Raw genomic sequence first — 12,374 nt, forward strand, 5'->3', positions numbered from 1 at the left:
AGGGATTGGCCCCGCCCAGGTGTGACCGGGCGGGGCCAGCTTCGCGCTCTCGATATCTCAGCTCACGAACGTGATGTCGACGTATCGCGCGGCGTCGAAGCCGAGCAATCCCTAGGTCGCCCCGATCAGGACTCTGGCTCCGAGGAGTAGGGGATTCATTGACCTGTCCTCATCTGGACCGATAGGTTGCTTCACTCCTCGGATGGTTTCGTCAGGGCGGCGATGGTGGCCCTCTCCGCCGATTGTTCGTCATCGAACAGTGGGCGAATTCCCTGGGCGGCCATGATGTGGTCGTTGCTCGTGCCTGCCGCGATCATCGGCCACACGAGGGTGTCGTCATTGACGACGAAGTCGATGACCACCGGTCGATCGGTGATCGCCCGCGCCTGTTCGATGACTGATTCCACGTCGTCCTCTCGCTCACACCGCAGCGCGACGCAGCCGAGAGCATCCGCGAGCTTGACGAAGTCGGGGATCCGGCGCGAGTGGGTGGCCAGGTCGATCTGGGAGTAGCGCCCGTCGTAGTGGATCGCCTGCAGTTGCTTGACCATGCCGAGGTTGCCGTTGTTGATCAGGGCCACCTTGATCGGCACCCCCTCGATCGCGGCCGTCGCCAATTCCTGATTGGTCATCTGGAAGCAGCCGTCACCGTCGATCGCCCACACCTCCCGTTCGGGCGCAGCGAGTTTCGCGCCGAGCGCGGCCGGGACTGCGTAACCCATCGTCCCGAGTCCGCCTGAGTTCAGCCAGGTCCGAGGCTTGTCGAAGCCGATGAAGTGGGCGGCCCACATCTGGTGTTGGCCGACGCCGGAAACGTAGATCGCGTCCGGTCCGGCTGCCTTGCCGACCGCCTCGATCACCAACTGTGGCGACAAGCTGCCGTCGGTGGGTCGGTCGTAGCTCACCGGGTACGCCGACCGCATCCCGTCCAGCGACGCACGCCAACCACGAAGATCAGGGCTGGTGCCGGCGGCGCGTTCGAGGCGGAGGGCGTCGGTGAGCGCCCCGATGATCTCTCTGCAGTCGCCGACGATCGGGACGTCCACATCCCTGTTCTTGCCGATCTCGGCGGGGTCGATATCGGCGTGGATGACCCGCGCATTCGGGGCGAACGAGGCGGCGTGCCCGGTGACGCGGTCGTCGAATCGCGCGCCGAGGGTGATCAGCAGGTCGCTGCGTTGCAGGGCGGCCACGGCGGCGACGGTCCCGTGCATGCCGGGCATACCGTAGTGCAGCGGGTGGCTGTCGGGGAAAGCGCCGAGCGCCATCAGAGTGGTGACGACGGGGATACCGGTCAATTCTGCGAGCGTCCGCAATTCGGCTGCCGCGTCGGCCTTGATCACCCCGCCCCCCACGTACAAGACCGGGGCGCCGGCCGAGTTGATCATCGCTGCGGCTGCGCGGATCTGCTTGCCGTGCGGTGCGGTGGTCGGGCGGTACCCGGGCAGATGTCTTTCCGGTGGCCAGGTGAAGGTGGTCTGTGCCTGGAGGACGTCTTTCGGGATGTCGACGAGCACGGCGCCGGGCCGTCCGGTGGAAGCGATGTGGAAGGCCTCATCGATGGTCCGGGGAATGTCGGCAGGATCGGTGACCAGGAAGTTGTGTTTGGTGATCGGCATCGTGATTCCGGAGATGTCGGCTTCCTGGAAGGCGTCGGTGCCGATGAGGTGGCTGCCGACCTGGCCGGTGATCGCGACGACGGGGACGGAGTCCATCTGGGCGTCGGCGAGCGGGGTCACCAGGTTCGTTGCCCCCGGACCAGACGTGGCCATGCAGACGCCGACCTTGCCGGTGGCCTGCGCGTAGCCGGTGGCGGCGTGTCCGGCGCCCTGCTCGTGGCGCACCAGCACATGCCGCACCCGTGTCGATTCGAGCAGCGGGTCGTAGACGGGAAGGATCGCACCCCCGGGGATACCGAACACGCAGTCGACGCCGAGTTCCTCGAGCGAGCGCACCACGGACTGCGCTCCCGTGACTCGTTCGGGGAGGCGCTCGATCGCGGTGGAAGTCGTCTGTTCGCAGAGTTGGGTAGATGCAGTCACGGGAGGTCCTCTGATCTGGGCGGGGCTGTCGAGTCGACACGGCCGGGCGAAGTGTCGGATGCCTGACTTCGTGGCCTGCCGGACATCCTCGGGATCGGAGGATGGTGCGCAAGAACCCATGCTCACTGATGGGCGAACCGGAATACCCAGTGGAACACAGGCCACCGCGATCGACAATCGGCACCAGCCGATTTCAGCACTCTGCTCGAGGGCGTCGCGTCCGAATATGCAGGGATGAGCAGATTGCGCACCATGGCGACAGTCGAGGGTGAGTCTCGGCCGGAGGACGCCGCTGCACATCGGATTTCGGCGGTTCGCGTAGTGGACGGATCATCGCGTAAACCGGCTATCCAACGCCTCGCTTCTCGCCCTACCGTGAGTTTTCAGCGTGACCCACATAACAGCGAGTCGAGATGGACGGGCGCGCTGCCGACCCGTCGCCTCACCCCGCGGCCGGTCGATGACGAAATGCGCACCGAACAGACGCACTCAGCCAATAGGAAGTGACCCAATGACCGCGACGACCTCCTTCGCCAATCAGCACACACCGATCGCCGGCGACAATTCGGAAACGCTGCGCGTAATCGAAGAGCGGGTGTTGTGGTTGGCGACGTCGATGATCCACCACGCCAACCGGGTTCGCCCGAACCCGACCGGGCTGAAGGTCGGTGGGCATCAGGCGTCGTGTGCGTCGATCGCGACGATCATGACGTCACTGTGGTTCGAACAACTCCGGCCGGGGGACCGGGTGTCCGTGAAACCGCACGCGTCGCCGGTGCTGCACTCCATCAACTACCTGCTGGGGGAATTGGACGAGAAGTACCTGACGACGCTGCGGGAGTTCGGCGGCCTGCAGTCCTACCCGTCGCGGGCGAAAGATCCCGATCCGGTGGACTATTCGACCGGCTCCGTCGGCATCGGTGCGACGGCCCCGATCTGGGGTGCCATCGCCCGGCGTTACGTCGACACCACCATCGGCGGCGCCGGCACGGGCCGGCAGTACTCCCTGGTCGGCGACGCGGAACTGGACGAGGGTGCGGTGTGGGAGGCGATCCTGGACACCTCCGTCGCCGAACTCGGCGAGATCGTGTGGATCGTCGATCTGAACCGGCAGTCCCTCGACCGGGTGGTCCCCAACATCGCCGCCGGCCGGCTCGAGGCGATGTTCTCCGCCGCCGGGTGGCAGGTGCTGACCGTGAAGTTCGGGACCCTGCTCGAATCGCTGTTCACCCGGGCCGGTGGTCCGGCGCTGCGGACCCGGATTTTGGACATGCCGAACCCGGAGTACCAGCGGCTGCTGCGCTGCGGCGCGGAGGAACTGCGTCGTCGTTTGCCCGGTGACGGCACGGACGCTTCGGCGATCGCGGCCCTGATCGCCGACCTGGATGACGCCACCCTGCTGCGGGCGATCCGCAACCTCGGCGGCCACGACCTCGACGCGCTGCGAGCGGCGTATGCGCGGATCGACGACACCCGGCCGACGGTGATCATCGCCTACACCATCAAGGGCCGCGGCCTGCCGACGCAGGGGCATCCGCAGAATCATTCGTCGTTGCTGACGGTGGAGCAGTACCAGCAGTTGGCGGCCGAACTGGGGATGGACCCGAACGATCCGTGGGCGCGGTTCGCCGCCGATAGTGTGCCCGGCCGGGTGTGCGCGGCCACCGCGGAGACGTTGACGCGCAAGAAGGTCGAACTCGCCACCCCGCCCGCCGTCCCCGCCGACATCGGCCGTACCCCGTCCGGGACGTCGACGACGCAGGCGGCGCTGGGGCGGGCGTTGCTGGATTTGTCGCGTGAGGCCCCGGAGGCGGCGAAGCGGGTGGTCACGGTCAGCCCGGACGTGTCGTCGACGACGAACCTGGCGGGGTGGTTGAACAAGGTGGGGGTGTGGTCGCCGAACGAGCGCCGCAACTGGTTCGACGACGACGCCGAGACGATCATGCACTGGCGGGAGAAGCCGACCGGGCAGCACATGGAGTTGGGGATCGCGGAAACGAACCTGGTGGGGTTGATGGGGGAGTTGGGGGCCACGTGGAGTCGGTGGGGGCAGCCGTTGTTCCCGATCGGGGTGATGTACGACCCGTTCGTCGAACGGGCCCTCGAGCCGTGGTCGTACGGGATTTATGCGGGTGGTCAGTCGATCCTGGTCGGCACCCCGTCCGGAGTCACCCTCGCCGCGGAGGGTGGGGCGCATCAGTCGATCAAGACGCCGTCGATCGGGCTCGAGCAGCCGGGGTGTGTGAGTTTCGAGCCGGCGTTCGCGATCGACACCGAATGGACGTTGCTCGACAGCATCGGCCGGTTGGGTCGCCCGGATGGGTCGTCGTCGTATCTGCGGCTCTCGACGCGTCCGGTGGATCAGACCCTCGCGAATGTTCCGTCGGATCCGGCGGCGCGGGAACGTCGCCGCCGGCAGGTCGTCGCCGGCGCATACAGCCTGCGGCACGCAGAGAATCCGGTGGTGACGTTGGTGGGGATGGGTGCGGTGATCACCGAAACCCTGACTGCGGCGGACAGGTTGGCGGAGCAGGGCATTGCTGCGGATGTGGTGTGTGTGACCAGTGCGGGACTGTTGTTCGAGGCGGTGCAGGCGCGGCGGGGTCTGACCGAGGGGTCGTCGTGGATTTTGGATCAGGTGTTCCCGGCGGGGCGGGCGGCGCCGATGGTGACCGTTCTGGACGGGCACCCGCACACTTTGGCGTTCCTGACCGGCATCAACCGGGTGCCCGGGGCGGCGCTGGGGGTCAGCAGGTTCGGGCAGGTCGGGTCCCTCGACGACGTGTACCGGTATCACGGCATCGACACCGACAGCATCGTCCGCGCCGCCCTCGACCTCACCGACTGATCAAGAGAGACAACAGGAATGACTACGAATCAAATCGCCGCGACCACCGTGGTGCTGCCGTCGCTCGGGGAAAACGTCACCGAGGCGACCGTCACCCGCTGGCTCAAATCGCGAGGTGACCGCATCGAGGAGGGGGAGCCGCTGCTCGAGGTGTCCACCGACAAGGTCGACACCGAGATCCCGTCGCCGATGGCCGGGATTCTCGTCGACATCCTGGCTTCAGAGGACACTATCGTCGACGTCGGCGGCCCGCTGGGGGTGATCGGTGAGGACGCTGGAAAGCAGACACTGCCGGAACCCGAGCCTGCGCCCATCGTCGAACCGGTCACGGTGTCCGGCGTGGACCGCGTCGAGAAGCTGCCGCGGATCCGCCGGACCATCGCCCGCCGGATGGTCGAATCGTTGCAGACGTCTGCGCAATTGACGACAGTCGTCGAGGTCGATGTCACCGCGATCGCCCGCTTGCGGGCGCAGGAGAAGGAAGACTTCCACCGGCGCGCAGGCATGAAGTTGTCGTTCCTGCCGTTCTTCGTGGCCGCCGCGGTCGAAGCGCTCGCCGAGCATCCGGTGATCAACTCCTCGCTCGATGCCGATTGCACCGAGGTCACCTACCACGGCGCGGTGCACCTCGGTATGGCCGTCGACAGCGACAAGGGCCTGATGGTGCCCGTCATCCGAGACGCGAGTGCGCTTTCGATTTCCGGGCTCACACGTGCTATCGCCGACGCCGCAGACAGCGTGCGGTCGGGATCCATCAAGCCCGACGACCTTTCCGGCGGCACCTTCACCATCACTAACACCGGCAGCCGCGGGGCATTGTTCGACACCCCGATCATCAACCAACCCCAGTCCGCGATCCTCGGTCTCGGGACTGTCGTCGAACGTCTCGTCCCCACCCGCGGCGCCAGGGGTTCCCTCGAGATCGGAGTTCGATCGATGGCCTACCTCTCGCTCTCCTATGACCACCGCATCGTCGACGGCGCCGACGCCGCCCGCTACCTCACCACCGTGCGGCAGCGGCTGGAAGCGGGATTTGACCCTGCAGCTCTGCAATGAGCACAGCTCGAACTCGGACAAGTGTGAGGGACCCCCATGATCAGACCACTTGTCGCCGTGTGAGTCACTCGTCCTTCGGCGAGACGAAATTGAGATGGCGGCGCAGCGGTGCGGCTGCGGTCACGGCGCCGCCGAGGAGGGTGAGCGCTGCGATCGCGCCGAATCCGGCGGTGAGTGTGGCGACCGCGGCGACGCCTCCGACGAGCAGCGGTCCTCCCGCGTCACCGAGTTCGCGTCCGAGTTCGGCGGCGCCCATGGTCTGTCCCATCCTTTCGGCGGGAGTCGAACCGGCGAGCGACGCAAACGCCAACGGCGTGATCAGTCCCGTCCCGGAGCCGATCGCCACTGCGGCGAGCAGTACACCGGGTAGGCCGGGGAGCATCGCGCACCCGAGTCCGGTGGCGGTGAGAAGTAGACCCAGCGCGGTTCCGGATTCGGCCGAAATACGACCTGCGTCCAGCGCCCGTCCGGCTCGCGGTTGCACGAGGGCGGCGCAGGCCGCGAGGACGGACACCGCGGCACCGGTCGCCACCGAGCCGAGTCCGGCGGCGGCCCCGGTGACCGGCAGGAACCCCACGCCCACGGACAGCGCCGAGGTTGCGAACGCGAGTGCGAGGGTGGGCCCGAGAAACGTCCGATCCGTCAGACGGCGTGCCAGGTCCAGGACGGTCTGCCGGTTGCGCGGCAGGGGAGGCAGGACGGGCACCATACGCGCCGCCCATGCCGCGATGGTGAGCGCGAGGACGGCCATCACCGCGAACAGCAGCGTGAGGCCGCCGAGCCACACCAGCACGCCGCCCAGCAGCGGACCGAGCGTGTAGCCGAGGCTCTTGTAGAAACCGTATGTTCCGAACGCGGTGCCGTGACCGGCTTTCAGGGTCATCCGTGCGACCAGTGCGCTCGCTGACGGGGAGAACGCGGACGCGGCAGCGCCTTGCCCGAGCCGGGCCAGCCACAGCCAGTTCGAGTCGCCGACAACGACGAACAGGGCGGAGGCTGCGGCGAATCCGATGAGCCCACCGAAGAGGACCGGTCGGGCACCGATCCGGTCGGCGAGTGTCCCGAACATGGGTTTGAGCACTACCTCCGCGCCGTCGTACAGCGCCAGCAGCAGACCGAGATACAGCAGGGAACCACCGGGGTCCTCGAGGTCGAATGCGAGGTTCGCCGCGACGGCGTGCGCCCCGAAGGCGGTGGTGAAACCGGCCGCGTAGAGCGGCCACATCCGCCACTGCGCGGCTGCCGCCACTGGTGACACGGCGTCGGTCATGGCCGCTCGCCGCCGAGGCCTTTGCCGATTCGTTCAGCGGAGGGCTGTCCGGCAACGAAGTCGGCCAGCGAGAGGGTGGCTGTTCGGCCGTGCTGGTTGCGGATGTAGATGGTTCGGTCGGTCAGGTTGGTCACGGTGGTGCACAGGGTGGCGAGCGGGTCGTGGCCGGCGGCGGTGCGGTGCACACCGGTGGGAATGGGGGACCCGGTCAGGACTCGATCGAACCAGTAGATGTCGGGTTCCAGGGCCGGGTTGATGTCTTGGAGGACCTTGCCCCGGGCAAGACTCTCGTCCCGTTGCCCGAGGTTGGCGGTGGCGGCACCGGCCGGCGCCCGGTCCGGCGAGTTGGGCATGAACCGGATGTGGTTGGTGTGCCATTCGAATGCACTCTCGGGTGAGAGTTCACGGACGGCGTGGCGCCCCGCGGCCGTTTCGACGACGGAGACGCGACCGGTGTGGGTGTCGCCGATCGTGTAGGCGAAGCCGCCGGCGCTGGGGTGAGTGCGCAGAAAATCGACGGCGTCCGTGAAGGTGGTGCACTGCTGCAGTCCGCGGGCGACGAAATGGCGGCCGGGAGCGACGATCGGAATGGTGACCTGGATGTGGTTGATGCCCCACACCAGTCCGGCGGCGTTGGCGGCGAGGGTGTTGGAAGGCAGGAACCCGGGATACCACTCGACGGTGACCGGCAGGTCCCCGTCGATGTGCAGGGTCAGGAGCATGAAATGTCCGTCGAGGGCGGGAGCGCCGTCCTCGTTGTGAGCGATGAAGGACGACGTGCCGCGCCAGGCGAGGTCGGTGCAGCCGGTGCCGTCGTCGACGCCGAGGTCACCGCGCAGATTGGCCAGCAGCAGGTCCTCGTAGGGCAGCGCGGCGCCAGCCGCGAGCGCGCGCAGTTCGGCGGTGAGGTGCGGGTACGCCTGTTCGGTGGCTGTCACCACGTCGGCCAGGATGCGTCGTCCGCGACCGCTGCGGGTGAAGGCGTGCAATCCTTCGCGTTCGGGCAGCTGGTTCTGCACGGCGGTGATCGAGGCGCGGGCGTACTCACCGAGCAGGGTGAACGCGGCGGTGCGTTCACCGGAGACCACCACCCATCGCAGTCCGGCGACCGTGGTCTCGTCGATGTGGGCGTTCATCGTCCGCTGAACTGCGGGGTTCGCCGTTCGAGCACGGCCCCGACTGCCTCGTGGTGGTCTTCGGTGTGATGCGCGACCGCCTGCATGGCCGCCGACAACTCGAGGATGCTCTCGAGGCTCTGGTGCTGCCCTTCGCGCAGCAGTCGCTTGGTCATCCGCAGCACGTGCGGCGGGTTCGCCGACACCCGGGATGCGAGTTCGTGGGCGGCGGTCAGGAGGTGTTCGGGCTCGGTGACCGCGGAGACCATGCCCCACTCGAGTGCAGTGTGCGCGTCGATCGCCTCACCGGTGAAGGCCATCTCGCTGGCCCGGGCCATGCCGATGGCGCGGGGCAGCAGCCAGGCGCCTCCGTCGCCGGGAATGATGCCGACTTTGACGAAGCTCTCGGCGAATTTTGCGGTGGTCGAGGCGATCCGCAGGTCGCACATCATCGCCAGGTCGCAGCCGGCTCCGATGGCCGCCCCGTTCACGGCGGCGATCGTCGGGATCTCGCAGTGATACAAGGCTTTCGGGATGCGCTGGATGCCGTGCCGGTAGCCTTGGCGCAGTTCTGCGGGTGACCCGCCGAACATGCCGTCCTTGTCGCGCATGTGTTTGACGTTACCGCCGGAGGAGAACGCGGAGCCGGCGCCGGTGAGGATCGCCACCCGCACGCTCGGGTCGCGGTTGACCGCGGTGACGGCCTCCTCGAGCGCGTCGATGGTGTCGGCCTCGGAGATGGGATTGCGGGCCTCGGGGTTGTTGAGAGTCCAGACGACGGTGTCGCCGGTGCGGTCGGTCAGCAGGGGGTCGCTCATGCGTGTGCTCCAGAGTGTGTGTCGGACAGTACGATCCGCACGTCAACCGGGACGATTCCGGTTTTCGAGGCGATGACGGGGTTGAGGTCGAGTTCGCTGATTTCCGGGTGCGCCGCGACGATGTCACCGACGCGGACGAGGAACCGGGCCAACGCTGTCCGGTCGATCACCGAAAGGTGGCGGTAACCGTCGAGCATGCGGGAGGCGATGGTCTCGTCGATCATCTCGTGGGCTTCGATCTCGGTGAACGGTGCCGCGCGGAAGGTGACGTCCTCGAGGGCTTCGACCATCACGCCACCGCTGCCGAACGCCACCACCGGACCGAAGATCGGGTCGTGGGTGGCGCCGACGAGCAGTTCGACGCCGTGATCGGCCATCGGGGTGACGACGATGCCGTCGATCACCGCGCCGCGCACGTTCTCGGTGACCGCGTCGATGATTGCCTGTGCGTTCTCCGCGGCGCCGGCGCCGACCACGTTCAGTTTCACGCCGCCGACGTCGGATTTGTGGATCACCTGTGGCGAGACGATCTTCAGTGCGCACGGCCGCCCGTATCCGGTGACCGCGGTGACGACCTCGTCGACGGTGCGGGCGAAGGTCCATCCGCCGATGTCGACCCCGGCGTCCTCGACGAGGGCGCGGGCGGTGGGCTCGTCCAGGATCCCCGTTCCCGCCGCAGCACGTGGTGCGGGGGCGGGCAGGGTGAGGGACGACCGCTGCGACGCGGTGGCCAGTCGTCGTCCGCGCCGGTCGAGGGCGGCGACCACCCGGACGGCATGGTCGATGGAGTTGATCACCGGAACCCCACCGGCCCGCAGGCGGTCGTGGTTGGAGACGATGTCCCCGGCATAGCAACTCTGTACCAGCAGGGGAACCCGGTGGGCGGTGGTCAGCTCGAGGAGTCGGTCGGCGGTGGCGTCCTCGGCGGCTGTCAGGCTGGCGTCGAACCGCAGGTGATAGCCGCCGTACAGTCCCACGATCAGCACCAACCCGACTGCGGGATCGCTCATCAGGGCGTCCACCGCGTCGGCGAACACCGTGGGATCCGCATCGGTGGCCCCGGCCACGTCGACGGGGTTGACCACCGACGCCGGCCCACCCAGCAGATCACGCAGGACCTGCTGGGTCCGCTCACTGATCTGCGCGAGTTCGATCCCGCGCGCGGTCAGTGCATCGGCGGCCAAGGTGGCGTGGCCGCCGCCGTCGGACAGGATCGCGACCTTGCGGCCGGATGCGATCGGCGCGGTGGTGGCCATCGCTCCTGCGACGACGGCCAGTTCGTCCGAGCGGTCGACCAATTCCACGCCGGCCTGGCGGAGGACCGCGGTGGCGACGGCGTCCGAACCGGCGATCGACCCGGTGTGGGAGAGCGCCGTGCGCCGCCCAACGTCGGAGCGGCCGCCGCGCAGCATTACCACCGGCTTGTCCTGCACCGCGCTCGCCGCGGCGACCAGGAACGCCCGGCCGTCCGCGAAACCCTCCGAGTGGATGGCGACGGCGCCGGTGCGGGTGTCGCGGGCGAGTTCGGCGACACATTCGTCGTAGCGGACGTCGGCCTGGTTGCCGAGGCCGATGTAGGCGTGGAAGCCGGGGCCCTTCAGAGCACGGTTGTCGTTGACCAGGGACAGCAGCATGTTTCCGCTCTGGGTGACCACGCTGATCGGGCCCGTGGGCACGTCTTGCAGGCCCACCAGGTTGGCGCCGGTGGAGACGTTGAGCATTCCCGAGGTGTTCGGGCCGATGACCCGGATACCGGTCTCGGCGATCGCTCGCGCCAGCGCGGCGTCGAGCTCGGCGCCCGAGTCTCCGGTTTCCTTGAATCCGTTGGCCAGCACCACCGCTCCGGCGATGCCGACGGCCGCGCAGTGGCGCAGGGCGTCGGGCACGGCGGCGCCGGGCAGGGCGATGAGAGCGACGTCGACGCCGTAGGGCAGTCCGTCGATCGAGGGGACGACCTCGAGGCCGAGGATCTCGGTTGCTTTCGGGTTGACCGGGTACACCGGGTGCGCGTACCCGGCCTGCTGCAGAGCGCGCACGGCCTGGAAACCGCGCTTGGTCGGGCTGGTCGAGGCACCGACGATCGCAATGGAGCGGGGATCGAACAGGCGCTGCAGCGCCGTGCGGGTCTCGGCCGGCAGGGTGTCGGCGACCGCGACGGAGGAAGGCTGAGCCATCGTTGTCATCTCTACTTTCCCTGGAAGATCGGAGTGCGGCGTTCGGCGAATGCCGCCACGCCTTCGGCCCAGTCCTGCGTGCCCATCAGCGCCAGCAACTCCTGGGGCTCGGTCTCGAGGACGACGTCGAGGGGGTCGTTACGCCGCAGCGCTGCCTTCATCCGGGCGAGCGAGAGCGGGGCCTTCCCGGCAAGCGTGTCGGCGAGCGCGTGCGCCGCGTCCAATAGCGCGTCGGCGGCAACTGCCGAGTGCGCGAGTCCCCACTCCAGCGCCTGGGCGCCGGTGAAGCGTTCGCCGAGGATCAGCATGTCGGTGGCCCGCCGCAGTCCGACGAGGCGGGGGAGTCGGTTGGTGACACCGCCTCCGACGAAGGTGCCGATGCTGACCTCGGGAAAGCCCAACTGGGCGTCCTCGGCGACGACGAGGAAGTCGGCGCTGACCGCCATCTCCGCGCCGGCGCCGAGTGCGTAGCCGTTGACCGCGGCAACCACCGGGGTATCCATCGATTGGATCTGCTCGCACACTCTCTGGCCGAGGTCGAGATAGTGAGCCTGCTCCTCCCGGCTGCGGGTGCCGGACTTGTGGGCCTTCAGATCGGCGCCGACGCAGAAGGCGCGGCCTGCACCGGTGATCACGACCGCGCGCACGTCCGGATCGGAATCTGCCGCGACCAGTTCGTCGATCAGCGTCTGGTACAGCTCCTCGCTCACCGCGTTGAGGCGGTCGGGGCGGTTCAGGGCCAGGGTCGCGGTCGAACCCGAACGGGTTGCCAGGACGGTCGTCATCGTCTCACGTCTCTTTCTCGTCGAGCTGACTGTAATGCGTTGTCCTGCTGACGGTGTGGCCGCAGGGTACTGCCCGTCGGGGTGCTTCCGATAGGGGCCGCTGTGATCCATATAACCGCATCCCGGCTGTCGATGCAAGAAAAGTTGCAAATGGGTGAGGTCACGCAAATTGGGAGTTCTTCATTCGTGTCGGGAGCCTGGTTGTCGTTGTGGCACCCGATGATTCCGGTCGAGTGCGGGTCTCTGGACGCAGCGGGGATGCTCAT

General features: G+C 67.8%; 8 protein-coding genes. 2 read left to right on the top strand and 6 right to left on the bottom strand.

The annotated features are described in order from the left end of the window. Window positions 1-191: 191 nt before the first annotated feature. Window positions 192-2,042, bottom strand: a complete 1,851-nt coding sequence (locus tag JWS13_RS43185; protein WP_241032530.1) for an acetolactate synthase large subunit — start codon at window positions 2,040-2,042, stop codon at window positions 192-194. 511 nt (window positions 2,043-2,553) lie between these two features. Here JWS13_RS43185 and JWS13_RS43190 point away from each other — a divergent pair. Further along, on the top strand, window positions 2,554-4,890 hold the full coding sequence (locus JWS13_RS43190) for a transketolase-like TK C-terminal-containing protein (protein WP_206011203.1): 2,337 nt from the start codon (window positions 2,554-2,556) through the stop codon (window positions 4,888-4,890). Between the two features lie 18 nt (window positions 4,891-4,908). Continuing rightward, the gene (locus JWS13_RS43195) at window positions 4,909-5,946 is read left to right on the top strand and encodes a 2-oxo acid dehydrogenase subunit E2 (RefSeq protein ID WP_206011204.1); all 1,038 of its coding nucleotides are present in this window, start codon (window positions 4,909-4,911) and stop codon (window positions 5,944-5,946) included. A 64-nt stretch (window positions 5,947-6,010) separates the two neighbouring features. On the opposite strand, the gene JWS13_RS43200 is transcribed toward JWS13_RS43195, so the two are convergent. From JWS13_RS43200 to JWS13_RS43220, 5 genes are read right to left on the bottom strand one after another with little or no spacing between them, the layout of a single operon-like run. Then, window positions 6,011-7,216 (bottom strand): MFS transporter, encoded by a 1,206-nt coding sequence (locus JWS13_RS43200; RefSeq protein ID WP_241032531.1) that lies wholly within the window; start codon window positions 7,214-7,216, stop codon window positions 6,011-6,013. Beyond that, window positions 7,213-8,352, bottom strand: a complete 1,140-nt coding sequence (locus tag JWS13_RS43205) for a C45 family autoproteolytic acyltransferase/hydrolase (protein WP_206011205.1) — start codon at window positions 8,350-8,352, stop codon at window positions 7,213-7,215. Before JWS13_RS43205 ends, JWS13_RS43200 begins: the two co-directional genes overlap by 4 nt. Continuing rightward, window positions 8,349-9,149, bottom strand: coding sequence for a crotonase/enoyl-CoA hydratase family protein (locus JWS13_RS43210; protein ID WP_206011206.1), 801 nt, complete (start codon window positions 9,147-9,149; stop codon window positions 8,349-8,351). Before JWS13_RS43210 ends, JWS13_RS43205 begins: the two co-directional genes overlap by 4 nt. Beyond that, window positions 9,146-11,323 (bottom strand): acetate--CoA ligase family protein, encoded by a 2,178-nt coding sequence (locus tag JWS13_RS43215; protein WP_206011207.1) that lies wholly within the window; start codon window positions 11,321-11,323, stop codon window positions 9,146-9,148. Before JWS13_RS43215 ends, JWS13_RS43210 begins: the two co-directional genes overlap by 4 nt. Window positions 11,324-11,334: 11 nt before the next feature. Continuing rightward, window positions 11,335-12,108, bottom strand: a complete 774-nt coding sequence (locus JWS13_RS43220) for an enoyl-CoA hydratase/isomerase family protein (RefSeq protein WP_206011208.1) — start codon at window positions 12,106-12,108, stop codon at window positions 11,335-11,337. Between the last annotated feature and the right edge of the window lie 266 nt (window positions 12,109-12,374).

The organism is Rhodococcus pseudokoreensis (genome assembly GCF_017068395.1).
GTDB classification, from domain to species: domain Bacteria; phylum Actinomycetota; class Actinomycetes; order Mycobacteriales; family Mycobacteriaceae; genus Rhodococcus_F; species Rhodococcus_F pseudokoreensis.